Origin of the sequence: Marinobacter halophilus, assembly GCF_003007685.1 — a bacterium.
In the GTDB taxonomy this organism is placed as follows: Bacteria; Pseudomonadota; Gammaproteobacteria; order Pseudomonadales; family Oleiphilaceae; genus Marinobacter; species Marinobacter halophilus.
On the sequence record NZ_PXNN01000006.1, the window covers coordinates 203053 to 227680 of the forward strand.

Genomic DNA, 24628 nt, shown 5'->3' on the forward strand with positions numbered 1-24628 from the left:
AATGTCAACTGAGATTAAAGCCCCCGTTTTCCCTGAGTCGGTTGCCGAAGGCACCGTCGCAACCTGGCACAAGCAGCCGGGCGAAGCCTGTTCCCGTGATGAGCTAATTGTCGATATCGAAACCGACAAAGTAGTGCTCGAGGTGGTTGCACCTGCTGACGGCGTGATTGAAGAAATCCTTAAAGGTGAAGGCGATATCTGCGAAAGCGGTGAAGTTATCGGCAGGTTTAAGGAAGGCGCTGCGGGCGAATCCAAGCCGGCTGAAAGCAAAGCGGAAGCCAAACCTGAAGAACCGAAAGAAACTGTATCAGAAGCCGCTTCAGGCGACGCTATTCTGAGCCCGGCAGCACGCAAGCTGGCCGAAGAAAACAGCGTTGACCCAAGCGCGGTCAAGGGTACCGGTAAAGATGGTCGTGTAACCAAAGAAGATGTGCAAAACCACGTAGCCAGCAGCAAAGCTGCCACCCCTGCGGCAGCCAAGCCGGCCGCCATGCCAGAGGTCAATATGGCGCCGGGCGAGCGTCCGGAAAAGCGCGTTCCCATGACCCGTCTGCGGGCCAGTATTGCCAAGCGCCTGGTGGAAGCTCAGCAGACTGCCGCGATGCTGACCACCTTCAACGAAGTCAACATGGCGCCGATCATGGAGCTGCGCAAGCAGTACCAGGATAGCTTCGTGAAGCGTCATGGTATCAAGTTGGGCTTCATGTCCTTCTTCACCAAGGCGGCAACCGAAGCGCTCAAGCGGTTCCCAGCAGTCAACGCGTCCATCGATGGCAGCGACATGGTGTATCACGGTTATCAGGATATCGGTGTTGCCGTTTCCACTGATCGTGGCCTTGTTGTACCGGTGGTTCGTGACGTCGACGCACTCGGTCTGGCCGATATCGAAAAGAAAATCGTCGAGTACGGCACCAAGGCCAAAGACGGCAAACTCGGCATTGAAGACATGACCGGTGGTACCTTTACCATTACCAACGGTGGCATCTTCGGCTCACTGATCTCTACGCCGATTCTGAACCCGCCGCAAACGGCAATTCTGGGTATGCACAAGATCCAGGAGCGCCCAATGGCGGTTAACGGCAAGGTTGAAATCCTGCCGATGATGTATCTGGCGCTGTCTTACGATCACCGCATGGTCGATGGCAAAGAAGCTGTGCAGTTCCTGGTGGCCATCAAGGAAATGCTGGAAGACCCGGCGCGTATTCTGCTGGACGTGTGAACTGACACTTAACGAATCAGAAAACGGGATAAATTATGTCTGATAAGTACGACGTCATTGTCATAGGTGCGGGCCCGGGTGGTTACGTGGCCGCAATCAAAGCTGCTCAGTTGGGTCTGAAAGCAGCCTGCGTGGAATCGTGGGTTGCTGAGGATGGTAAGAGCACGGTTCTTGGCGGTACCTGCCTGAACATTGGCTGCATTCCGTCCAAGGCGTTGCTGGAAATCTCCCATAAATTTGAGGAGGCCAGCCACGACTATGAGAAGCAGGGCATCATCGCCAAAGACCTCAAAATTGACCTTGAAAAGATGATGGAAAGGAAGAGTGGCATCGTCAGCCAGTTGACGGGTGGTATCGGTGGGCTCTTCAAGGCTAACGGTGTGACGTCCATTCAGGGTCACGGCAAGTTGTTGGCCGGTCGCAAGGTTGAAGTAACGGACAAAGACGGCAAGACCAAGATCTACGAGGCCGAGAACGTCATTCTGGCCAGCGGCTCCAAGCCGATCCAGATTCCGCCTGCACCGTTTGACGGTGAATACATAGTCGATTCCGAAGGCGCTCTGTCGTTCACGGAAGTGCCCAAGCGGTTGGGCGTTATCGGTGCTGGCGTTATTGGTCTGGAGCTTGGCAGTGTTTGGGCTCGGTTGGGCTCAGAGGTTACTGTGCTGGAAGCGCAGGATACCTTCCTGCCGGCCGTTGACCAGCAAATTGCCAAAGATGCGCTGAAGCAGTTCCAGAAGCAGGGTCTGAACATCATCCTTGGTGGTCGTATGACCGGCGCTGAAGTCAAACGCAAGCTGATTAACGTCAGCTACGAAGATTCCAAGGGTAAGCAGGAAGCCAAGTTCGACAAACTGATCGTCGCGGTCGGTCGTCGTCCTTACACTGACGGCCTGCTGTCGGAAGACTCCGGTGTTAAACTGGACGAGCGCGGTTTCATTTTTGTCGATGACACCTGCAAAACCGAAGCGCCCGGTGTCTGGGCTGTAGGTGATGTTGTACGTGGCCCGATGCTGGCACACAAGGCTTCTGAAGAAGGCGTGATGGTTGCCGAGCGCATTGCGGGGCACAAGCCTCAGGTCAATTACGATTGCATCCCGAACGTTATTTACACGGCGCCTGAAATTGCCTGGGTCGGCAAGACCGAGGAAGAAGTGAAGGCGGCGGGTGAAGAGTACAATGTGGGCGCGTTTCCATTCGCGGCTAATGGTCGTGCCATGGCAGCTAACTCTGCCAGCGGTATGGTCAAGATCATCGCGGACGCGAAGACCGATCGTATTCTGGGCTTCCACGTAGTCGGCCCGCAGGCGTCTGAGATCGTTGCCCAGGGCGTTATCGCCATGGAATTCGGTGCCAGCGCAGAAGATCTGGCTCTGACCTGTTTTGCGCACCCAACTCTGTCCGAGTCTGTGCACGAAGCAGCCTTGGCCGTTGCTGGTGGGGCGATTCACATCGCCAACCGCCGCAAAAAGAAGTAACGCAACACCGGAATCCGGGGCGCCATTTCAGGCGCCCCGCTGCCATCATAACGGCAGGTTTTCGGATGCGTAACCGGTGGGTATAGGCGATCCCTCGCCCACCAGAACGAATTCGCATTCGGTATGCCAGGGACGGTGTATCGGCGGGTTCTTTTCCGTACGTGGTTATCCTCCATCAAATGACGGGACACTAACTATGAATTTGCACGAATATCAGGGCAAGCAGCTTTTCGCTGAATATGGCCTGCCTGTATCCCAGGGTTTTGCCTGTGATACTCCGGAAGACGCCGTCGCAGCGGCAGACAAAATCGGTGGCGACGCCTGGGTTGTCAAAGCTCAGGTTCACGCTGGTGGTCGCGGTAAGGCTGGCGGTGTAAAGCTGGTCAAGAGCAAAGACGAAATCCGTCAGTTCGCTGAGAACTGGTTAGGCAAGAATCTGGTGACCTACCAGACAGACGAAAACGGCCAGCCGGTAACCAAGATTCTGGTTGAATCGCTCACTGATATCGACCAGGAACTGTACCTGGGTGCAGTGGTTGATCGTGGTACCCGTCGCATTGTTTTCATGGCCTCCACTGAAGGTGGCGTGGAAATCGAGAAGGTGGCCGAAGAGACTCCGGAAAAAATCCTGAAAGCCGAAGTTGATCCACTGGTCGGCGCGCAGCCATACCAGGGCCGCGAACTGGCATTCAAGCTGGGCCTTGAAGGCAAGCAGATCGGTCAGTTCACCAAGATTTTTATGGGTCTGGCCAAGCTTTTCGAAGAGTGCGACCTGGCGCTGGTTGAAATCAACCCGCTGGTTATCACTCCGGCTGGCGATCTGCACTGCCTGGACGCCAAGCTCGGCGTTGATGGCAACGCTCTGTACCGTCAGAAGAAAATTCTGGACATGCGCGACCCTTCTCAGGAAGATGCCCGTGAAGCCGAAGCGGCCAAGTGGGAGCTCAACTACGTAGCCCTGGAAGGCAACATCGGTTGTATGGTTAACGGTGCTGGCCTGGCCATGGGCACCATGGACATCATCAAATTGTCCGGTGGCCGTCCTGCCAACTTCCTGGACGTTGGCGGCGGTGCTACCAAAGAGCGCGTTTCCGAAGCGTTCAAGATCATCCTGTCTGACGATGCCGTTCAGGCGGTTCTGGTTAACATCTTCGGTGGTATCGTTCGTTGCGACATGATCGCAGAGGGCATTATCGGTGCTGTTAAGGAAGTGGGTGTCAAGGTCCCCGTTGTTGTGCGCCTTGAAGGCAATAACGCTGAGCTGGGTACCAAAGTGCTCGCTGACAGTGGCTTGAACATCATTGCCGCCACCAGTCTGGCGGATGCCGCAGAGCAAGTCGTTAAAGCCGCAGGGGGTAAATCATGAGCATCCTGATCAACAAAGACACCAAGGTTATCTGCCAGGGCTTTACTGGCGCGCAGGGTACTTTCCACTCTGAACAGGCGATTGAGTACGGCACCAAAATGGTCGGTGGCGTCAGCCCCGGCAAGGGCGGCACCAAGCACCTGGACCTGCCGGTATTCAATACCGTACGTGAAGCCGTAGAGCAGACCGGCGCGGAAGCAACAGTGATCTACGTGCCAGCACCGTTCTGTAAAGATGCCATCATCGAAGCCGCAGACGCTGGTATCGAGCTGATTGTGTGTATCACCGAAGGCATCCCGACCATCGACATGCTGTATGCGAAAGAATACGTCGATCGCAAAGGCGTGCGCATGATTGGTCCGAATTGTCCGGGTGTTATCACACCGGGTGAATGCAAGATTGGTATCATGCCGGGTCACATTCATAAGCCGGGTAAAGTTGGTATCGTATCCCGGTCAGGTACCCTGACTTACGAAGCGGTCAAGCAGACCACGGACTTCGGCTACGGCCAGTCTACCTGTGTTGGTATCGGTGGTGATCCGATTCCGGGTTCCAACTTCATCGATATCCTCAAGCTTCTGCAGGAAGATCCGCAGACTGAGGCCATCGTGATGATCGGTGAAATTGGTGGTACTGCCGAAGAAGAAGCAGCAGCGTTCATTAAAGAACACGTCACTAAGCCTGTGGTTTCCTACATTGCCGGTGTAACAGCACCTCCGGGCAAGCGTATGGGCCATGCTGGCGCCATCATCTCTGGTGGTAAGGGTACCGCAGACGAGAAGTTTGCTGCTCTGAACGACGCCGGAGTTAAAACCGTGCGCAGTCTGGCAGAGATCGGAAAGGCGCTGAAGGAAGTGACTGGCTGGTAAGTCATCTCACAACCTTTACCAAAACCCCCGGATTCGAAAGAATTCCGGGGGTTTTGCGTTATGGACATGCTGTTTTAACGGTGTTTGCTTAACGCAGGCGAACGATAAGACTATAATGCGCGGTCAGCCAGATTTCAGCAGTCGCAATTGCGCGGCGAAATCTGGCGCCTTACAAACAGAAAGAAGGAGTTCGTGCTTTGAGTTCTGTCGATTCCCAGCAAAGAGTTTTGTCCGGCATGCGTCCGACCGGCAAGCTTCACCTCGGCCACTACCATGGTGTGCTGAAAAACTGGGTGAAACTCCAGCATGAATATGAGTGCTTCTTCTTCGTCGCTGACTGGCATGCATTAACCACCCAGTACGATGACCCCTCCGGCATCGAACAGAGTGTCTGGGACATGGTGATTGATTGGCTGGCCGCGGGCGTTAACCCCGGTTCCTCCACTATGTTCATTCAGTCTCAGGTACCGGAACACGCCGAATTGCACCTGTTGTTGTCGATGATTACCCCGCTGGGCTGGCTGGAGCGCATCCCAACATACAAAGACCAGCAGGAAAAGCTGCGGGAAAAAGATCTCGCCACCTATGGCTTTCTGGGGTATCCGTTGCTGCAGAGTGCCGACATCCTGACCTATCGTGCAGGCAAGGTGCCGGTGGGAGCTGATCAGGTGTCTCATGTGGAAATTACCCGTGAAATCGCCCGTCGCTTCAACCATATCTACGGCCGTGAGCCCGGTTTTGAAGATCAGGCCGAGGCGGCCATTGTTAAAATGGGCAAGAAAAACGCTAAGTTGTACCGCAATCTTAAGAAACGTTATCAAGAAGAGGGCAACATGGAGGCCCTCGAAACCGCTCGCGCTTTGTTAAAGGAGCAGCAAAACATTTCTCTGGGGGATCGTGAACGTCTTTACGGCTATATCGAGGGGGGGGGCAAAGTTATCCTGCCGGAGCCTCAGCCGCTGCTGACGCCGGAATCAAAATTGCCGGGACTGGACGGTCAGAAGATGTCCAAATCTTATAACAATTACATCGGCCTGCGTGAAGAGCCGGATATCGTATCCCAGAAAATCCGGACCATGCAGACCGATCCTCAGCGGGTTCGTCGCACCGATCCGGGTGATCCTGAAAAATGCCCGGTCTGGGGTATGCATCAGGTCTACTCAGATGCCAAAACCTGCGAGTGGGTGCAGGAAGGCTGTCGCAGTGCCGGTATTGGCTGTCTGGATTGCAAAACACCACTGATCGATGCAGTGATTGAAGAGCAGCGGCCCTTGCACGAACGTGCCCGTGAGTATGAAAAGAACCCGGATGTGGTCCGTTCGATCCTTGAAGAAGGTCGTGAGCATGCCCGTGATGCAGCCCGAGACACACTCGAAGAAGTGCGCGCCGCCATGGGGCTCAGCTACCGCTGAGTTTCGGCGGCCAGACCGGTGGGAATGGGCATGACGGACAAACCTGAAGAGCTGGCCAAAGCCCCCTCCAAATCCGGGGAGCAAGTTCCGCTTGCCCTGGTGTCGGGCAAACCTTTAGTGGATATGCCCAAGGATCTCTACATTCCACCGGATGCCCTCGCCGTGTTTCTGGAGTCCTTTGAAGGGCCTCTGGATCTGTTGCTGTATCTGATCCGGCGCCAGAATATGAATATTCTGGAGATTGATGTCAGCGAAATTACCCGCCAGTACATGGAGTACATCGGTGCGGTCGAATCGATGCGCTTTGAACTGGCGGCTGAGTACCTGGTGATGGCCGCAACCTTGGCGGAGATCAAGTCGCGCATGCTATTACCGCGTCAGGATACTGAGGACGATGAAGAACTCGACCCTCGGGCTGAGCTCATCAGGCGACTGCAGCAGTACGAACGTTTCAAAAAGGCGGCTGAAGACATTGATCAGATGCCGAGAATGGAGCGAGATATTTTCTCGGGATCTGCGGCGTTGCCCAAAATGCCATCGTCACAGCCGCATCCGGAGGTCGACATGAAAGAGCTGCTGCTGGCGCTTCATGGCGTGCTCAAACGGGCGGACTTGTTCACAAGCCACCACGTTGAAAAGGAACGGCTGTCAACACGAGAGCGAATGTCCCACATTCTCTCGGTATTGCAGGGTGATCGTTTCGTAACTTTTGAAAGTCTGTTCACGATTGAGGAAGGGCGCCTGGGCGTGGTGGTCAGCTTTCTTGCGGTGCTCGAACTGGTCAAGGAGCAGCTGATTGAAATTGTGCAGGCAGAGGTGCTGGGCCCGATTCATGTCCGGACCCGGTCTGCCAGCTAGGGGAGCGCAGGATCATGAACGAAGAACACCTGGCCCGAATACAGGCGATTGCCGAAGCCGCGCTACTGGCCGCCGGTAAACCGTTGTCAGTTGAGCAGCTGCGTGAGCTGTTCACGGAAGATGATCGGCCTCCCCGGCAGGTGATGGAGCACGCGCTGGTGCTACTTGAAAAGGCCTGCGAGGGCAGAGGGTTCGAGCTTAGAAAGGTGGCCAGTGGCTATCGCCTGCAGGTGCGAGAAGAATTTGCGCCCTGGGTGGCTCGGCTGTTTGAGGAGAAGCCGCAGCGCTATTCTCGGGCTCTGCTGGAAACGTTGTCGTTGATCGCTTATCGCCAGCCGATTACCCGGGGTGAGATTGAAGATATCCGTGGCGTTACGGTAAGCAGCAATATCATTCGAACATTGCTTGAGCGAGAGTGGGTGCGCGTAGTGGGGCATCGGGATGTGCCGGGCAGGCCAGCGATGTACGCCACCACCAAACAGTTTCTGGACTATTTTAACCTGACCGGTCTTGATGAGCTGCCGCCACTGTCTGAAGTACGGGATCTTGATGAGATCGGTCGGGAAATCGAAAAGAACATGCAGGGAGAGATTCAGTTTGAGTCTTCCCAGGGTGAACGTGTCAGTCAGGGTGATCCTCAGGATGCCCCGACTGCGTCACCGGAACAGACACTTCACTGATGCCATGAGGCTTCAGCTATTCAGTAAGGATTTATGACATGGCGGCATCTGGCCCCGGAAAATCAGGCTCGAAAACCAAACCTGTACAAGACGAAAAATCCTTGTCGGGCGGTCCTGAGCGTATTCAGAAACTTCTGGCCCGGGCGGGTGTTGGCTCCCGCCGTGAAATCGAAGGCTGGATGGAGGCCGGGCGGTTACTGGTCAACAGCAGGCCGGCTGAGCCAGGACAGAAGGCCACAACAGGCGATCAGTTCGAACTCGACGGTAAAGTGCTCGATGTTGCATCGGCAGCCCAAGTGGTTCGCCGGGTGTTGATTTACAACAAGCCGGAAGGCGAAGTGACCAGCCGTAAAGATCCGGAGGGCCGGCCCACGGTTTTTGACCGCTTACCGCGTTTAAAAGATCAGCGCTGGATTTCTATCGGCCGCCTGGACATCAACACCACAGGACTGGTGCTGTTCACTACCGATGGTGAACTGGCCAACCGGCTGATGCATCCGTCGAGCGAGATCGACCGGGAGTATGCGGTGCGGGTATTCGGTGATGTCGACGAGGCCATGCAGGCTCGGTTGCTCGAGGGCGTGCTGCTGGACGACGGTCTGGCCAAGTTTTCCGACATTTCACCTGCCGGTGGCAGCGGAATTAACCGGTGGTTCCACGTTACGCTGCTTGAGGGCCGAAATCGCGAAGTCAGGCGTTTATGGGAATCCCAAGGTGTTCGGGTCAGCCGTTTGAAGCGCGTTCGTTATGGGCCTATTTTCTTGCCGAGCCGGCTAACTCTGGGTAAGTGGGAAGAGCTGCAGCAAAAGGACGTTGATATCCTGAGTAAGGTGGTCGGCCTGACGTCAGTGGATATTCCGCAGAAGACCCCTGATGAGCAGGCGGAACATGATCGTAGAAGTCGGAAAAGCCCTGGTAAGTCATTGCATCGTGCCCGTAAAGGCAGTTGGCAGGTAAGCGACTCGGCGCCATCAAAACCGAAACCAAAGCGAGACGAGCGAAAGGGTTCTGCCGGCACCTCAAGGCCCGCGCGCAACAATCGGGGCTGACACGCCCCGGCTGGTGGTTACGAAATTGTGGCGAAAACTCGCGTGCAGTTGCGGCCTTGGGCTTTAGCCCGGTACAAGGCCTCATCGGCGCGAGCAAGCCATTGATCCGATGACTCTTCCATGAGGTGCACAGCCACACCGCAACTGGTTGTCACCGTGAGCGGTGTTTCACCGCCATCTACCCGAATACTTTCAACAGCCAGGCGGATACGATCGGCCACGTCACGTGCATCCAGCTCATTGGTGTGAGGTAGCAGAATGGCAAATTCCTCACCCCCGAAGCGGTAGACCGTATCGGAATTACGAACCGCTTGTTCCAGTTTTTCTGCAGTTTTCGTCAATATGTGATCGCCCACTACGTGGCCGTGGTTGTCGTTGATTTGTTTAAAATGGTCAAGATCACACAAAATCAGGCTCCAGGGAGCACCGTGCCGGTCTGCCATTGCGCTGGCGCGTGACAGTGCTTCGTCCAGTGCCCGTTTGTTACCAATATTGGTCAGTGAGTCGGTTAATGCTGCTTGTTCAATCGAGATAAATTGACAGGCATTGCGCAATGGACAGATGGCCGCGGAGAGCATCATTTCCAGACCTGTCATCTCTTCACTACTGAATTTATGCCGGCGGTGGAAGGTGAGTGTGCCGTAATAGCTGCCCTCCAGTGTCAATCGGTATTCACAGCGGTGAGGACCACCCATACCGGTTGAAAATACAAAGTCCTGCCGGGCGATGCGATGGCGGTAGTTCAAGGCATCGAAGGGGATGGTTGCTGCTATCTCTTCGGCAACGATGCCCAGCTGGGTTTCCAGAGAAAGTGTAGTAGAGAGCCGTTTGGCCATCTGAGTGAGCACGTCCGGCGTGTTGTTCCAGTCGTGAAAAGACTGCTTCAAAGCGGCCAGTCTGGCGTGCTGAGTCTTTGATGGCTGGATCGATGTAAGGTTTTTCACGGCGGCTCACTCTGTTTCGTGAATAAGGTTTCACATAATAAGCATGAGCCGTGCCATCCATTATAATATGCGTTTAGACAATAAGTTATAAGCAATATGTGACATCATTTTTAGCTTTTTCGCCGCTGTGTCTCTTAAGGCGTCATTATTTCGGCAGGGTTTTGCCGCCGGTAAAAAGACCTGCAATCAAAATGTCGGACAAGGGGTGGGGCAATCAGGCAGCTGTGATAAACTCCTGCGCTTGACCATGTCCTGCCGTTAGAAGTGAGCATCAGGTTTATGAGATTTCAGGCACCGGAAAGCCTTTCTGAACAAATAGCCCAGCATATTGGCCAACGGATCATCGTCCGAGACCTGAAACCGGGACAGCGCGTTCAGGAGCTGAAAGTGGCCGGCGAGCTCAATGTAAGCAGGGGCTCGGTTCGCGAAGCGCTGCTGATTCTGGAACGCCGCCACCTGGTCGAAATCTTTCCCCGCCGTGGCGCCGTTGTTTCAGAACTGACGCCAGATTCAGTCGATGCCCTCTACGATATATACATTGATCTGTTGTGCATGCTCGGGCGCAAGGTGCTAGAGCGTTGGTCTGGCCCCGAACTCGGTGGTGTAATGAGCCAGGTCAAGGAGCTTCAGGCGGTGATTGATGCACTTAATTCCAACGCTCCGGATGCCGCTGAACAAGTGATTGATGCAGGTTTTGGCGTTATGCGCTATGCCTATCGACTGATTGAAAACCCCTTTCTTGAAGAGACGCTGGAAAACTTTCGTCCTGCGATCAGTCGCACTTACTATGTGGCGCTTGAACATTTCAGAACCGAAATCGAAGAAACCGCAACCTTTTTCCGGCATCTGGCCGATGCCGCCATCAACGGCAACAGCGATCTGCTCGAGCAGGTAATACAAGAATTCGGGGAGCATCAGAGAAAACAGGTTCTGAGCATTCTCACGGAGGAGAACGCCTGATATGCGGCTCAAGTCCATCAAACTGGCCGGGTTCAAATCGTTTGTAGATCCTACCACCGTCCCGTTCCCGTCCAACATGACGGCCGTGGTCGGACCCAATGGTTGTGGTAAATCCAACATCATCGACGCCGTGCGCTGGGTCATGGGCGAGAGCTCAGCCAAGTATTTGCGCGGTGAGTCCATGACGGACGTTATCTTTAACGGTTCCAGCGCGCGCAAGCCGGTCGGGCAGGCAATCATTGAACTGGTGTTCGACAACAGCGATGGCTCCGCACCCGGTGAATTTGTCAAATTCAACGAAATTTCCGTAAAGCGCCGGGTCTCCCGCGAAGGTCAGTCCGACTATTTCCTCAATGGCGCCAAATGCCGACGCCGAGACATCACCGATCTGTTCCTGGGAACCGGTCTGGGCCCGCGCAGTTACGCCATCATTGAACAGGGTATGATTTCGCGCCTGATAGAGGCCAAGCCGGAAGAACTCAGAGTTTATATCGAAGAAGCGGCCGGTATTTCCAAATACAAAGAACGGCGGCGCGAAACTGAAAGCCGGATTAAGCGAACCAAGGAAAATCTGGAGCGCCTGACGGACCTTCGGGAAGAACTGGGTCGTCAGCTGCAGCATCTGGAGCGGCAGGCCGCATCCGCCGAGAAGTACAAGACTTACAAACACGAAGAGCGGCAGAAGAAGGCGGAACTCACCGTGTTGCGCTGGCAGGCGCTGGATAACGATCTCCAGTCCTGGCGCAACAAGACCCGTGACACCGAGCTGGAGCTTGAAAAGCTGCTTACGGACCGGGTGAACCTGGAAACGTCGCTGGAATCCCTGCGCGAAGGCCATTATGAGCGCACTGAACACTTCAACCGAGCCCAGGCCCGATATTATGAAGCCGGCGCCGACATAGCGCGCATTGAGCAGAGCCTGGAGCACCACCGGGAGCGCAGTCGCCAGACTGCGGCCGAACTGGATCAGGCGATGGCCAACCAGCGTGAACTGGGGCGGGAACTGGAACAGGACGAAGAAAAGCTGGCCGGCATTCAGGAAGAGCTCGACATGATCGAGCCGGAACAAGAAACCCTGGCCATTCGTGCTGAAGAATCTGGCGAGCAGCTGCAACAGGCTGAAGAGGCCATGAGCGACTGGCAGCATCGTTGGGAAACCTTCAGCACCCGGTCGTCCGATGCCCGGCGTCAGGCCGAGTTGGCTCAGTCCCGCATTCGTTCCCTTGAAGAGGCCATCACCCAGTTACTGGGCCGTCGAAGCAAGCTTCAGGATGAGCAGCGGTTGCTTGAAGGCCAGCTTGACCGTGCAGAGCTGAACGATCTTCTGGAGCAGCAGGAAACTCTGGAGCTGCAGCGGGAAGACGCCGCCGAGCGGATCCAGTCCTTGCAGGATGACGTCTACCAATGCCGGCAGCAGTTGCGAGCGGCCGAGCAGGAGGTCGCCGAGCATCGGCAACAGGCCCAAAGCCTGCGGGCTTCACTGGAATCTCAGCAGGCGTTGCTGGATGAGCAGATGGGGGGGCAGGACGATGCCCTCCAGGCCTGGCTCGGCGACAATGGTTTGTCCGATGTGCCCAGAGTGGCGGCTGAGTTACGCATAGAAGACGGCTGGGAATTCGCGGTTGAGCAGGTGATTGGTCGGTTCAGTCAGGGGCTATCGTTACCCGGTTTCAATCACCTGAGAGAGGCCTTGAATCAGGCCCCGAAGGGACTGGCGCTGGTCTCAGGGCAAGTGTCTGGCACCGTTGCTGAGAGTGGGCTGGCCAGCAAAGTGTCGGGAGTGTCCACGATTGCACATCTGCTTGAAGGTATTGATGCCGTCGACACCCTTGCCGATGCTTTGGCCCGACAAGGCCAGCTTGAAGCCGGCCAGAGTCTGGTTACCCGTGCCGGCGTTTGGGTCGCCCGGGACTGGATACTGATGCCGGATTCGGACGCCGGGCAGGTTGGCGTGATCGAACGTCAGAAAAAAGTCAGTGAGCTTGAAGCGCGGCTGGCCGAAGCGGAAGCGCGGCTGGCACAAACCACGGAAAAGCTCGGTCAGCTCCAGGAAACGTCAGAACGCGCCGAAGCTTCGCGGGAAGACGCGCAGAGTCGTCTGAGCGAAGCCGAGCGGGAGCTTGGCACACTGGCATCCCGGGTCAGTGGGCTGAAAGCTAGAGCGGAACAGATTGATCAGCGACTTTCTGGCATCCGGGACGACATCGATGATGTGGCGGCAAACCTGGAGGAGCAGCAGGAGACTCTGGAGGAGGCCAGGGAAGAGTGGAATCTGGCGCTGGCCTCGACCGAAGACAGCGATGAAGAGAAAGAGCAGCTGTTGGAACAACGGGACACTTTGCGAGAGAATCTTGACCAACTGCGCCAGGAAGCGCGCCATGACCGGGACCATGCACATCAGCTCCAGTTGCAACTGCAAACCCTGCAAAGCCAGCGGGATGGTCTCAAGCAGACCATTGATCGCATGCAGTTGCAAAAAGAGCGGTTGGAGGAGCGGCTGGATGTTCTGAGGGAATCCCGGGAAAGCGCCGAAGAGCCCCTGGAAGATCTCCATTTGCAACTGGAAGGTTTGCTGGAGCGCCGGCTCGCGGAAGAAGAAAAGCTGGCCGCTGCCAGAGATGGCCTGGAAGACATTGACCGCGAGGTGCGGGAACGTGAGCAGGGCAGAAGTCGGACCGATCATCTGGTGCAGGACGTTCGTGCTCGTCTCGAAAAGCTCAAGATGGAATCCCAGGCGCTTGAAATCCGAGCTGGTAATCACATTGAACAGCTCAAAGAGCTGAATGTGAAATTGCACGACGTCTTGAGTGAGTTACCTGATGAAGCGGAGGAAAAGGCCTGGGCTGAAGAACTGGAAAAAATCGGGAACCGAATCCAGCGGCTGGGCGCCATTAACCTGGCGGCCATCGAAGAGTATCAGGTACAGAGCGAGCGCAAGAATTACCTGGACGAGCAGCACAACGATCTGATGGAGGCAATGGAAACGCTCGATACCGCCATACGCAAAATTGATCGAGAAACCCGCCAGCGCTTCAAGGAGACCTTTGATCAGGTCAACGGCGGTTTACAGGCATTGTTCCCGAAAGTATTCGGGGGTGGTAATGCCTATCTGGAGCTGACCGGAGAGGATCTTCTGGAGACCGGGGTAACCATTATGGCGCGGCCGCCGGGCAAAAAGAACAGCACTATTCACCTGTTATCCGGCGGTGAAAAGGCATTGACTGCAATTGCTCTGGTATTTTCAATTTTCCAGCTCAACCCGGCGCCTTTCTGTATGCTGGACGAGGTCGACGCCCCGCTGGATGATGCCAACGTAGGTCGATACGCCAACATGGTGAAAGAAATGTCGAAACAGGTACAGTTTATATACATTACCCACAATAAAATCGCCATGGAAATGGGCGATCAGTTGATGGGGGTCACCATGCATGAGCCCGGATGTTCAAGACTGGTATCGGTGGATGTAGACGAGGCCGCGGCACTGGCCGAGGCCTGAGGGTTGGCGAAAAAGCCGTCAACCATGACAATAAGGCCATCTCGGCCCAGTGTGCGTTGTATTCATTACCGGCTTTTCTTAGAGTAGCAACGTTCCAAACTGCAAACAGGACAGCAGCATTATGTCACTTAGGGAATGGTTAATTGCCATAGGTACCCTGGTTATACTTGGAATCGTAATTGATGGCGTTCGGCGCATGCGCCGGGCCCGCAAAGAATCCATGGCAATCTCTTCCGGTATGGGGGCAGATGACCTGAAGGATTCGCCGTTGGATGACGATTACAACCCCGAACTGCCCAACGGCGGCGCCCGAACTATTTCCAGAGGCACGCTGGAAGCTCGTGGGTACTTTACTTCTGACACGTCAGAAGCGTTCAGCAGCTCGGATGAAGACGACATAACCCCGGAAACCGGCTGGGGCGCGGCCGATGAAGGCGTCGACGACAGCGAGTTAGGTGAGCCCAGAGTGGTTCGGTCGGCACCTGAACAGCCAGAGCCAGAGCCAGAACCTGTTCAGCAACCAGGGCCCGCGATCGCTGCCGATTCAGTCGACAGTGAGCAGCCAGAACCAGAGACGGTGAAGAAGGTTGAGCCCGCGGAGGTCAGAACCCCGCATAAAAAAGTGCCGATTGTTACTTCTGAAGTGGAAGAAGACACCGCCAAACGGGCCGCCGTCAAACCCCGCAAGAATCAACCGCTGGCGGGGGCCAACCGCCCGGAGGCTCGTGAGGTTCTGGTGATCAACGTACTGGCCCGCAGCGGCGCGCAGTTTGAAGGCGTCATCCTGAAGAAATTGTTTGAGGCCTGTGGTCTTGAACTTGGCGATATGGATATCTACCACCGTCACGAAGGCTCAGATACTACCACTCCGGTCCAGTTCAGTGTCGCTAACGCGGTTGAGCCAGGAACGTTCCGGCCAAGGGATATGCCGGTTCTCAGCACGCCCGGCATCAGCTTCTTTATGAGTTTGCCTGGGCCTACCAACGCGATGCAGGCGTTTGAGTTTATGCTGGAAACTGCTCAGTGCGTGGTGCGCAATATGGGCGGTGAGCTGAAAGATGAACGCCGAAGCGTGATGACCCCACAAACCATCGAACACTGCCGGCAGCGCATCCGTGAGTTCGAACGTAAACAGCGTTCCCAACGGGTGTAACGCTTAACCAGGACACCCAACCTGATGACTCAAGTCTCTGCAGATATCCGGCAGCGTGTGGAAGAACTGCGCGCTGCTCTCGACGATCACAATTATTATTATTACGTTCTGGACGATCCCAGAATACCCGACTCCGAGTACGACCGACTGTTCCGGGAGCTCCAGACTCTGGAGGCTCAGCATCCTGAGCTTGCCTCTGACGAGTCGCCTACACAGCGGGTCGGTAGCAGCGCCGAAACCAGTTTTCAGGAAGTGATTCACCGTTTGCCCATGCTTTCTCTGGATAATGCATTCAGCGACGATGAATTACGGGAGTTTGATCGTCGTGTGCGGGACCGTTTATCGACCGACGACACGATCGAATACGTTTGTGAGCCAAAACTGGACGGCCTGGCCGTCAGCCTGCACTACGAACAGGGTGCACTGACCCGGGCAGCGACCCGGGGTGACGGCTATGCCGGAGAAGATATTACCGCCAACATACGCACCATCCCATCCGTCCCCCTGAAGCTCAGAGGCAGCAACTGCCCGGAACTGGTTGAGGTGAGGGGGGAAGTCTATATGCCCAAGGCCGGTTTCGAAAAGCTCAACGCAAGGTTGATAGAGCAGGGTGACAAACCTTTCGTGAATCCCCGTAATGCAGCAGCCGGCAGTCTGCGCCAGAAAAAATCAACGGTGACGGCGAAACGGCCATTGGAACTGTGCGCGTACAGCATGGCCGTGACCGATGAAGGCTTGTTGCCGTTTACCCACTGGGACAGTCTGCAAATGGTGCGGGAATGGGGCTTCCGGATCAATCCTGAAATGCGCAAAGCGCAGGGGGTCGACGCCTGCCTTGAAGCCTATAACGAGCTGATGAACAAACGGGACCTCCTGCCATACGAGATCGACGGTATTGTGTTCAAGGTGAATCGTATGGACCTGCAGCAGCAGCTTGGCTTTGTTTCTAGGGCGCCACGCTGGGCTATCGCCCACAAATTTCCGGCTCAGGAAGAGTTGACCGTAATCGAAGATGTGGAATTTCAGGTCGGCCGTACCGGGGCGGTGACTCCCGTTGCCCGTTTGAAACCGGTGTTTGTGGGTGGGGTCACGGTGTCCAACGCAACCTTGCACAACATGGACGAAGTTCGACGCCTCGATGTACACATCGGCGATACGGTGTTTATTCGCAGGGCCGGCGACGTGATTCCTCAGGTGGTCAAAGTGGTGCCGGAGAATCGCCCGGAGGGCGCTCCGGAGGTGACCATGCCCGGCCATTGCCCGGTGTGTGAGTCTGACATCGTACAGATTGAAGGCGAGGCGGTGGCACGTTGTTCTGGCGGGCTTTACTGCCCGGCTCAACGCAAAGAGGCCATTCGGCATTATGCGTCCCGCAAGGCTCTGGATATTGAAGGCCTGGGTGACCGGCTTATCGAAGTGCTGGTGGACGAGGGCATGGTGCAGACGGTGGCGGATTTGTACCGGCTCACCAGATTCCAGTTAACCAGTCTCGAGCGCATGGGCGATAAATCCGCAGCCAACCTCATTGCGGCCATCGATCGTTCCCGCAATCCGGTGTTGTGGCGTTTTCTCTATGCCTTGGGCATTCGGGAAGTCGGTGAGGCCACCGCCAAGGCTCTGGCCTCCTGGTTCGGATCGCTCGAAATTATCTCGCAAACCGGTGAAGAAGAGCTGCAGCAAGTTCCGGATGTCGGGCCGATCGTTGCTGGCCACGTTCGTAGCTTTTTCGATCAGCCCCACAATCAGGAAACCTTGCAGGCTCTCAAGGAGGCCGGAGTCGTCTGGCAAGAGGAGCAGGTTGCCGAGAGGGCAGAGCGGCCCCTTGCCGGCGAAACCTGGGTGTTAACCGGCACCCTCACTCACATGACCCGTGACCAGGCCAAGGAAAAGCTGGAGGTGCTCGGCGCCAAAGTTGCCAGCAGCGTCTCGAAAAAGACGGCCTGCGTGGTGGCCGGAGAAGCGGCCGGTTCCAAACTGACCAAAGCGGAGCAACTGGGCGTGCCCGTGCTTGACGAAGACGGCCTGCAGGCACTGCTTGAGGAGCATGGCCTGAGCGACTGATGCCAGTCCGGCCGGCGAATCTGAGAACTCGCGCAGATCCCGCGGAGTTCAAATTGGCTACCATGGCGTTGATCTGTAACGGTGTGTAAACCGGAATCGAACACGAGCTCCGGGCACCGCCATAACAACAACGTCATGAAACGGATTTTTGCATGCGCGCCGATGTGTTCTCCCGCCCCCCCTTTACGTGCCGTCTCATAGGCCTGTCCCTGATTGCGTTGGCGGCGACCGGCTGCAAGACCGAAAAAGATCCCGACCAGCCAACCTTGCTTGGCGCTCCCCCGACCACGGCTTATCTGGGTGTTGAGTATTACTACAACTGGGGCGCTTATGGTGGCGAGAGCATTCTGGACTACGCCCTGACCAATGCGCCATCCTGGTTGGCACTGGAGGACACCAGCAACAAAGCCCGCCAGGGTGTGATCATGCGCGGCGTGCCAGGGTTTTCTGGTGGTGCGCGCGGCGAGGCCGATCTCGGCAAAACCGAGAACATTGATATTGTCTCCACCGATGGCCGCATGTCCGGCTTTCAGCCCTTTGATATCGAGGTAAAGCGCAATGTGTTGTCGCTGGAGGCCCCGATGTTTGCCGAGGGTCAAAGTCCGGAGGTGTCAGACAGTTCTCGTGAGCGATGCGCTTTACCTGATTTGGAAACATTGGGTGAGCACGACTACAACATTGATCTGTATGAATCTGACGGCTCATCGAATACCTCCAAATCGGTGACATCTGCAACCAATCGGGTGTTTGTCAAAGTGCTGCTTGATCAGCCCTCCGTCACCCGCGTCGCCGTTGCCTTCGAATTACGCTCCGAATTTGATGCAAATGCCTGTGATGACGAACAAACGCCGCCGCACCAGAGCTGCGAATACAGCAGCAATAACCTGGGCCGGGCCATTATCGGTAACGACATCGTAGCCCGTGGCAGTGGCTCCGCGTTTCCCACGGACGAGGACGGCGACAAGCTCGACTACATCACATTATTCCAAAATGATCAGGGGGTGTATGACCATGGAGTCATCACCCTCGAACCGGGTATCACCGAGTGTTATATCCCCCTGGAAATCATTGATGACAAAATTCCTGAGCCTTCCGAACTTGCGCAACTCTATCTGACTGAAATCCGCACCGGCATTGCCTCTTTGGGTGCCTCCAACACCGAGGTACGTACTAACCTGACCATTCAGGACAACGAACCGGTGGTGTCCATTGAAACGATGAATGGCGGGCCCAGGGATACCCTGAACATCGGTAATAGCGGCAGCTATCGGGCTATTTTGTCGGGAGACCGCGAGGTGCCGGTCAGCGTCCGCCTGACTCAGGCGCAAGGCTCAACGGCTCGGTTGGGCACCGAGTTTGCCATTGAGCAGGAGGGCGTGGTGAACGCTACCCTGGAATTCCCGTTGGGCCGGGATGAGGTGCTCTTTGATATTCGTGTCGACGACGGCTATACCGCACCGGATGATCTTAACGACCGCTTTGCGCAACTGGCGGTTGATAATGTGTATCAGGCTGGCCGTGAGGGGTTTGCGCGGGGTGCAAGTGATAACTTGCTTCGGTTGAGCTTTAATCGCTTGTTTAAGCATCTGGGCTGGATAGACGGATTTGTACCGACCGATTTCACGGTGGGCCATGGTGGCCGTTTATTTGTGGCCGGTTATGAGGGCAATCAAGTTCAGGTGCGGGTCTATGATCAGGCCGGCGATCCAGTGGGCAATACGGTTGCTGTCGCCACGCTCGCCACTGCAGCGCAGCCTGATGTCTTTGTTGATGTGGCAGAACGTCGGGTGGCCGAGGGCACTACCCGGGTCACTCGGTACGAAATGGCCGTGGCCTTTTCGACCAATGAGGCTATCGGGGCTGGCGATGTTTCCGGCAGCACCAATAATGTAGTAACAGGGCTCTATCGCCTGCAGACTGGCGATGAATACCAGCTGCGCTGGGACGAACTGCATCGGATTGGCACATCTGGTGATGACAGGGTGCGCTGGGTCGGACTCAATGCCGGTAGCGGGTATGTGGTGGTCGCCGGCGAAACCAATGGCACCTGGATAGGCGAGACTGCTGTTGGTGGTGTCGATGCCTTTCTCGCGCGGATCGACAGCCTGCCGGACGGCGAATCATTGGTGCCGACCCTTGTCTGGTCTCGCCAGGTCGGCTCCTCTGGTGACGACAGGGTCGTCGGCGGCAGTGTCAGTGGGGTGAGCCCGCTATTATTCGGGTCTGCTCCTGTATCTGTTGATGGCACGGCGGTTATTGGCCCGTTTTTCTTCGCCGGCAGTGCCAGTGGTTCGCCGACCGTGTATCAGGTTGGCGAAGACTCGTCCGAGATTCTCAAACATGGCTTCTACGGTGACGGCAGTGTCTGGCTGATTGGTGATGCCCCCCGGGATTATTCGGTCCAGGACAAAGCCGACGATGACACAGAGCTGATGCGTGCCCCGCTGGATAACCGGGCTGGTTTCGCGCTTGGTTACAGCACCAGTGGTGCCATTGGCACTGCGTTGATGGCCAAGGCCTTGAACGACAATGCCAGCGTCACGCTGAGCCAGGGTATGTTGTTTAATGGGGATATTGTGATTGCCGGCAACACCGATGGCGAGTTCGCGGAGGAGGTGGTGCAGCCGGGGGCCGGTCAGGGCATTCTTGCGCGCCTGAATCGCAGTGACGACGATGTGGCGTACCGTACCTGGCGCCGGCAGCTGGAAATCGGTGGTCTCAAGGTGATCCGGTTGAAAAACTATCGTGACGACGAAATCGTTGCGTTGGTTGATCGTAACGGCAACCGTGAGATCCGGGTATTCAGTCCGGAAGGCGAGTCGTTAACCTCTGACTGAATGAGATCTGGTGCCGGGGCTATACAGAGCCTTCGTGTCGTCCGGCGCTGGCATAGAGCTTGAGGTAATCGGTGCTGGTGACGATGCCGAAGGGCTTGCCGTCAGCATCGATGACCAGTGCTGCATTGAGCTGGTGGGCGAGCATCAGTCGCGCCAGCTGATGAGCATCGGTTTCCGGTGAGGCGGTCAGAAAGGCGGGCAACTCGATGTGGGTGAGGATTTGTTCCATGGCATCAGAGCCATGCTCATGCAGCCAGGTCAGCAGCCAGCGAAGGTCAATGAGTCCTGCAACATTTTTTTCTGCCATGATCACCAGGTGGTGAATGCCGTTATCCTCCATGCTGGACATAGCATCGGCGACAGACGCAGTGGCTGGGACCGAATACAGCGCCGGTGAGCAGATACCCGAGACGGGCAGGTAAATTCGCTCCTCCATTCTTTCGCCGGCAGCGGCCGCCCCATACTCCTGAAGGGCACGGTGACGGCCGCTGTTTGCTGCCTGTTGGAACTCGGCGTCGGTTGCTTCGCTGTGGCCCGCTGAAATAGCGCCAGATTCGGTCAGCTCGGTAACGTTACCCACCCTGCGGCTGCGGAACGCTTCTGGTAACCGGGTTCCAATAGGTCGGCCCGGTTCACTGACAAAAATGGACATTGCACTACCCCTCGACTTTGACTACTGCAATTATCGTCAGCAGAGCTCACTATTTAAACGTAACGGCCGAATATAGCCAGACTATAGGTCCAGTGTATTACGTCAAGGTAAGCTAGGTCCGGTACAGACGTCCCGTTTCGAGCCGCTTGGCAAGCCGCTTGGACAAACATCTGGGCTGATTGGTAATCATGTCTGTCAGATATTCTGCCAGCAACGGCGCCCATACCAGGCCTTTGCTGCCCAGTCCCGTCATCAGATAGATACCGTCAACCGGATCGCCAGTTTTGTCATGCAGCAGGCCGGCGACCGGTTGATAGTCGTGGGTGGTGCAGCGGAAGGCAACACGGCCTTCGAGTTGGTCTGCGTCCAGCGTATTGTCGATACTGACGGCGGGCAGCATAGCGGTCACCTCTTCAAGGTTTTGCTGGTTGCTGATGGTGGTCGGTGTCGGGTTGTCGTCTCTCAGGTCGAAGGTGGCGCCAGTGGTCGCATGTCCGCCATTGACGGGGTTCAGGTATTTTGTCCCGCAAATGACCGTGCGGGGTAAGTTGAATCGTGGTGCCGGTAATTGAGTGGTTTGGCCCCGGATCGGCTTCAATCGGAGCTCTCCCGGTACCGGTACCAGTTTGGCGGCCTCATGACCGCCTGCAATCACGACCTTAGCAATCTGCCGGTCTTCGCCTTTGCTGTTGCGGATACTCCACTGGCTGTTGCAGGGCTGAATGCTGGCGATCTGGTAATTGAAGCGAGTTTCGATCAGTGGATGGTCGGCAAGTTGCTGACAAGCGGTGGCGGGGGCCAGCCAGCCAGAGCCAGGAAACCATAGTCCGGGGTGTTCGATGGCAATGCCGGCGAGTTCTGTTGCCTGGCGGGCATCCACCGGACGCATCAGGTCGCTGGGGTAAGTATTGCGTTCACAAAAGCGGCGCTGGCGATCAACTTCCTGGGGGCTGCTGGCCAGTTGTAAGAGCCCGGTTGGGTGCCAGAAATCCGACTGCCAGGCGCCATAATAGCGCTGGCTGAAGCTGAGTGCCGTGGCTGCAAGCTCTGTCTGTGCGTTGTATTCCACACCAAGTTTCACGTAAAGCGCGCCTTGGGGGTTGCCAGAGGCGGCGGAGCCGGGCTTTTCGGCTTGATCAATCAATAATACGGAAATGCCACGCTCAGCCAGATTACGGGCCAGCAGAGTGCCTGCAATGCCTGCACCGATAACGGCCACCTGGTCAACGGAGGGGCTTGCTTCACCAAGCATTTCTGCAGTAAACCGTCCGGCCAGCATATCCCGTTTATGATCAAAGCCTCCCAGTATCTTCATATCGAATCCGGCATCTGCCAGGACACGGCGCACCTGACTGACGGCCGTGAAGGTGGTCAGCGTGGTGCCGGTTTTACTGTGTTTGGCAATCTGTTTAATGGTTTCACTGTGCCACATGGCCGGATTCTGTGACGGCGAAAATCCATCCAGAAACCAGGCGTCGGCGGTGAATGTGAGGTCTTGCCAAGCGTTCAAGACATCGCCGAAATACAGCGTCAGACGAATCTTGCCACCGGCAAGAATGAGTCGATGCGTGCCGCTAATCAGGGACGGGTAGTGTGCGATCAGCTCGGCGGCCTGATGATTGAGTTCAGGCCAGTGCGACAGAGCCTTTTCAAGATCCGTGCGGGTGAGGGGGTAGCGCTCAACGGACACAAAATGAAGTATGGCGTTGTCATTGGCAGGTCTTTGAGCCAGCCATTCCAACCAGGTGGTCAGAAAGTTCAGGCCCGTGCCAAAGCCAGTTTCGGCGACCACAAAATGACCGAGTGAGGGCACTTGCCGAAAGCGCTCCGGCAGGTGGCTGGGACCAATGAACACATGCCGGGATTCCGCTAATCCGTTGTCCCGATTGAAGTACACATCCCCAAATCGGACGGATTCTGGTACATCGTCATGCCAGGTCAGTTCTGCCGGTTCCATTGCCGGCGGCAGGGGCCTTTCGTGCATAGCTGTCAGTCTTCAGAGGTAACCATAGAAACGCTTTCAATAATCACATGCTGGAGCGGCACATCGGCCATGCCCTGCCTGTGACCGGTTGGTGCGGCGGCAATGCGATCAACAACGCCCATGCCGTCAGTGACTTTACCGAAAACAGCATAACCGGCACCGCGAACACCGACATTCAGGAAGTCATTCTGCGCTAAGTTGATAAAGAACTGTGAGGTTGCGGAATCGGGTGCGTTGGTGCGGGCCATGGCAACGGTGCCGCGCAGATTTGGCAGGGTAGCCACCCCCTCATTCACGATGGGTGCTTTGGTGGGCTTGCGCGACATTTTCTCATCGAAACCGCCGCCCTGAATCATGAACCCGGCAATAACCCGATGAAACACCGTGCCGTCGTAAAATCCGTCGTTAACGTAGCTAATGAAGTTGTCAACGGTTTTGGGCGCGACATCCGGGCGCAGCTCCAGCTCAAAGGCACCCTCTGAGGTGACGAATCGGACTTTAGGCAGTTCGTCAGCATGGGCGGTCGTGGGCACCAGTAGGGCGAACATGATGGCAAACAGGACAGGCATCACAGTTGACGAGAATTTTACGGAATTTGTCATTTCAGAAGCGCTCACAATGTCAGTTGTCGTTAGGAATCCTGAGATAATCCGGTTAAAACAAAATAGTCGAAGATCTTAACAGATCCTTACCGCAATGAGGGTAATCGGAACAGCATGCACGAGAGTAGTGAGCTACTCTTGAAGCAATCTAACGATACCGGGCCGGGTTGTACGGTGATCACTGTGAACGCAGGAGTAGTCTAGTGAGAATCCGTAAGGGGTTTGAAGAAAAGTCCCGGCTTGGCCGGCTGTTGATCAATCGCGGGTATCTGTCTGAAGGGCAGCTCGATGAGGCCTTGCTGGCGCAGCGGCAGTCCGGCCAGCGGCTGGGTGAAGTGCTGGTTGCATCTGGCTGGGTGTCTGAAAAAGAACTGCACCGTGTACTCAAGCACCAAGCCCGCTACCGCAATGCGGCCGCCCTCGTGACCATGGTTACTCTGCCTTTCCAGCCGCTGGTTTCACTGGCGTCGACCAACACCAACGCTGCCAATATGCCCATTGAAGCGGGTGAGCTCTACGAGAAAGGCGGTTTTGCCCCGATGTCAGAGCATGAGATGGCGGACGTGGTGGCCCGGAGCAATGTGGGATTGTTGGCCCGAATCGACTCTGTTGCGACCATGCCGGATATTGCCAACCAGGGCGATGTTACCGATTTGGAGGTTGCTGGCCTGGATGCTGTAGAAGGTATCAAGCTGGCGGCAAATATCTTCGTGCCTGTGCTCAGCTTCCTGGATTCAGATCTGACCATCTCTGGCGTCTATTACCGGGAGGGAGAGCCCCGGTATTCAATTCATGAGGATGGCGCACTGCGGCTTGCCTTTCCTGAAAGAATCGAAGAAATCCGTATGGACAACATTCGGGTCAGCGGCGATCAAAGCCCGGCATTGGGAAACGTCAGCCTGCATAATATCCGTTTCCACCCGGATTCGCAGATGACTATTCATACCCGGTAACACAACGGTTACACCAACAAAAACGCCCGGAACAGATCCGGGCGTTTTTGTTGGT

Annotated in this window: 18 protein-coding genes; 14 read left to right on the forward strand and 4 right to left on the reverse strand. The window is 56.0% G+C overall.

Going from position 1 to position 24628, the window contains the following annotated elements; all coding sequences use genetic code 11:
* Position 1 precedes the first annotated feature (1 nt).
* The 8 genes from odhB to rluB all read left to right on the forward strand — a co-directional run bounded on the left by odhB (position 2) and on the right by rluB (position 8931).
* Positions 2-1219 carry a 2-oxoglutarate dehydrogenase complex dihydrolipoyllysine-residue succinyltransferase gene (gene odhB, locus C7H08_RS05035; RefSeq protein ID WP_106670670.1) on the forward strand — a complete coding sequence of 406 codons (1218 nt, stop codon included), beginning with the start codon at positions 2-4 and terminating at the stop codon, positions 1217-1219.
* A 35-nt stretch (positions 1220-1254) separates the two neighbouring features.
* Positions 1255-2697 carry a dihydrolipoyl dehydrogenase gene (gene lpdA / locus C7H08_RS05040; RefSeq protein ID WP_106670671.1) on the forward strand — a complete coding sequence of 481 codons (1443 nt, stop codon included), beginning with the start codon at positions 1255-1257 and terminating at the stop codon, positions 2695-2697.
* A gap of 196 nt (positions 2698-2893) precedes the next feature.
* Entirely contained in the window at positions 2894-4063 is a 1170-nt protein-coding gene (gene sucC, locus C7H08_RS05045; RefSeq protein ID WP_106670672.1) for an ADP-forming succinate--CoA ligase subunit beta, read from the forward strand.
* Positions 4060-4932 carry a succinate--CoA ligase subunit alpha gene (gene sucD, locus C7H08_RS05050; protein WP_106670673.1) on the forward strand — a complete coding sequence of 291 codons (873 nt, stop codon included), beginning with the start codon at positions 4060-4062 and terminating at the stop codon, positions 4930-4932. Before sucC ends, sucD begins: the two co-directional genes overlap by 4 nt.
* A 197-nt stretch (positions 4933-5129) precedes the next feature.
* A complete protein-coding gene (locus tag C7H08_RS05055) occupies positions 5130-6344 on the forward strand; it encodes a tryptophan--tRNA ligase (RefSeq protein ID WP_106670674.1) in 1215 nt (404 codons plus the stop codon).
* Between the two features lie 30 nt (positions 6345-6374).
* The gene (locus C7H08_RS05060; protein ID WP_106670723.1) at positions 6375-7202 is read left to right on the forward strand and encodes a segregation and condensation protein A; all 828 of its coding nucleotides are present in this window, start codon (positions 6375-6377) and stop codon (positions 7200-7202) included.
* Positions 7203-7216: 14 nt separating this feature from the next.
* Complete coding sequence (scpB, locus tag C7H08_RS05065; protein WP_227663362.1) at positions 7217-7882, forward strand: SMC-Scp complex subunit ScpB; 666 nt, start codon at positions 7217-7219, stop codon at positions 7880-7882.
* Between the two features lie 38 nt (positions 7883-7920).
* A complete protein-coding gene (gene rluB / locus C7H08_RS05070; protein ID WP_106670675.1) occupies positions 7921-8931 on the forward strand; it encodes a 23S rRNA pseudouridine(2605) synthase RluB in 1011 nt (336 codons plus the stop codon).
* A gap of 17 nt (positions 8932-8948) precedes the next feature.
* Here the strand turns inward: rluB and C7H08_RS05075 are convergent, their stop codons facing one another.
* Positions 8949-9875: a GGDEF domain-containing protein gene (locus C7H08_RS05075; protein ID WP_106670676.1), complete on the reverse strand. Its 927-nt coding sequence runs from the start codon at positions 9873-9875 to the stop codon at positions 8949-8951.
* Positions 9876-10154: 279 nt separating this feature from the next.
* Here C7H08_RS05075 and C7H08_RS05080 point away from each other — a divergent pair, with 279 nt between their 5' ends.
* From C7H08_RS05080 to C7H08_RS05100, 5 genes are all read left to right on the forward strand, one after another.
* Complete coding sequence (locus C7H08_RS05080; RefSeq protein WP_106670677.1) at positions 10155-10835, forward strand: GntR family transcriptional regulator; 681 nt, start codon at positions 10155-10157, stop codon at positions 10833-10835.
* Position 10836: 1 nt separating this feature from the next.
* Positions 10837-14331, forward strand: a complete 3495-nt coding sequence (smc, locus tag C7H08_RS05085; protein ID WP_106670678.1) for a chromosome segregation protein SMC — start codon at positions 10837-10839, stop codon at positions 14329-14331.
* A gap of 121 nt (positions 14332-14452) precedes the next feature.
* A complete protein-coding gene (gene zipA / locus C7H08_RS05090) occupies positions 14453-15484 on the forward strand; it encodes a cell division protein ZipA (protein WP_106670679.1) in 1032 nt (343 codons plus the stop codon).
* A 24-nt stretch (positions 15485-15508) separates the two neighbouring features.
* Positions 15509-17545 carry an NAD-dependent DNA ligase LigA gene (gene ligA, locus C7H08_RS05095; protein ID WP_106670680.1) on the forward strand — a complete coding sequence of 679 codons (2037 nt, stop codon included), beginning with the start codon at positions 15509-15511 and terminating at the stop codon, positions 17543-17545.
* A 152-nt stretch (positions 17546-17697) separates the two neighbouring features.
* Complete coding sequence (locus C7H08_RS05100) at positions 17698-20382, forward strand: hypothetical protein (RefSeq protein ID WP_106670681.1); 2685 nt, start codon at positions 17698-17700, stop codon at positions 20380-20382.
* 19 nt (positions 20383-20401) lie between these two features.
* Here C7H08_RS05100 and C7H08_RS05105 read toward each other — a convergent pair whose 3' ends face one another.
* The 3 genes from C7H08_RS05105 to C7H08_RS05115 all read right to left on the reverse strand — a co-directional run bounded on the left by C7H08_RS05105 (position 20402) and on the right by C7H08_RS05115 (position 23620).
* The gene (locus C7H08_RS05105; protein ID WP_106670682.1) at positions 20402-21034 is read right to left on the reverse strand and encodes a CBS domain-containing protein; all 633 of its coding nucleotides are present in this window, start codon (positions 21032-21034) and stop codon (positions 20402-20404) included.
* A gap of 112 nt (positions 21035-21146) precedes the next feature.
* Positions 21147-23018, reverse strand: a complete 1872-nt coding sequence (gene mnmC, locus C7H08_RS05110) for a bifunctional tRNA (5-methylaminomethyl-2-thiouridine)(34)-methyltransferase MnmC2/FAD-dependent 5-carboxymethylaminomethyl-2-thiouridine(34) oxidoreductase MnmC1 (RefSeq protein ID WP_106670683.1) — start codon at positions 23016-23018, stop codon at positions 21147-21149.
* A gap of 5 nt (positions 23019-23023) precedes the next feature.
* On the reverse strand, positions 23024-23620 hold the full coding sequence (locus C7H08_RS05115; RefSeq protein WP_106670724.1) for a peptidylprolyl isomerase: 597 nt from the start codon (positions 23618-23620) through the stop codon (positions 23024-23026).
* 203 nt (positions 23621-23823) lie between these two features.
* Between C7H08_RS05115 and C7H08_RS05120 the strand changes: the two genes are divergently transcribed.
* Positions 23824-24573 carry a cyclic di-GMP-binding domain-containing protein, MshE-related gene (locus C7H08_RS05120; protein ID WP_106670684.1) on the forward strand — a complete coding sequence of 250 codons (750 nt, stop codon included), beginning with the start codon at positions 23824-23826 and terminating at the stop codon, positions 24571-24573.
* The last annotated feature ends 55 nt before the right edge of the window (positions 24574-24628 follow it).

What these genes read in the sequence shown, in the direction of transcription:
- mnmC (WP_106670683.1), bottom strand. Translation starts at nt 23,018, where the DNA reads ATGCACGAAAGGCCCCTGCCGCCGGCAATGGAACCGGCAGAACTGACC.
- sucC (WP_106670672.1), top strand. Translation starts at nt 2,894, where the DNA reads ATGAATTTGCACGAATATCAGGGCAAGCAGCTTTTCGCTGAATATGGC.
- C7H08_RS05115 (WP_106670724.1), bottom strand. Translation starts at nt 23,620, where the DNA reads ATGACAAATTCCGTAAAATTCTCGTCAACTGTGATGCCTGTCCTGTTT.
- lpdA (WP_106670671.1), top strand. Translation starts at nt 1,255, where the DNA reads ATGTCTGATAAGTACGACGTCATTGTCATAGGTGCGGGCCCGGGTGGT.
- odhB (WP_106670670.1), top strand. Translation starts at nt 2, where the DNA reads ATGTCAACTGAGATTAAAGCCCCCGTTTTCCCTGAGTCGGTTGCCGAA.
- C7H08_RS05080 (WP_106670677.1), top strand. Translation starts at nt 10,155, where the DNA reads ATGAGATTTCAGGCACCGGAAAGCCTTTCTGAACAAATAGCCCAGCAT.
- C7H08_RS05105 (WP_106670682.1), bottom strand. Translation starts at nt 21,034, where the DNA reads ATGTCCATTTTTGTCAGTGAACCGGGCCGACCTATTGGAACCCGGTTA.
- ligA (WP_106670680.1), top strand. Translation starts at nt 15,509, where the DNA reads ATGACTCAAGTCTCTGCAGATATCCGGCAGCGTGTGGAAGAACTGCGC.
- zipA (WP_106670679.1), top strand. Translation starts at nt 14,453, where the DNA reads ATGTCACTTAGGGAATGGTTAATTGCCATAGGTACCCTGGTTATACTT.
- scpB (WP_227663362.1), top strand. Translation starts at nt 7,217, where the DNA reads ATGAACGAAGAACACCTGGCCCGAATACAGGCGATTGCCGAAGCCGCG.
- smc (WP_106670678.1), top strand. Translation starts at nt 10,837, where the DNA reads ATGCGGCTCAAGTCCATCAAACTGGCCGGGTTCAAATCGTTTGTAGAT.
- C7H08_RS05100 (WP_106670681.1), top strand. Translation starts at nt 17,698, where the DNA reads ATGCGCGCCGATGTGTTCTCCCGCCCCCCCTTTACGTGCCGTCTCATA.
- C7H08_RS05060 (WP_106670723.1), top strand. Translation starts at nt 6,375, where the DNA reads ATGACGGACAAACCTGAAGAGCTGGCCAAAGCCCCCTCCAAATCCGGG.
- sucD (WP_106670673.1), top strand. Translation starts at nt 4,060, where the DNA reads ATGAGCATCCTGATCAACAAAGACACCAAGGTTATCTGCCAGGGCTTT.
- rluB (WP_106670675.1), top strand. Translation starts at nt 7,921, where the DNA reads ATGGCGGCATCTGGCCCCGGAAAATCAGGCTCGAAAACCAAACCTGTA.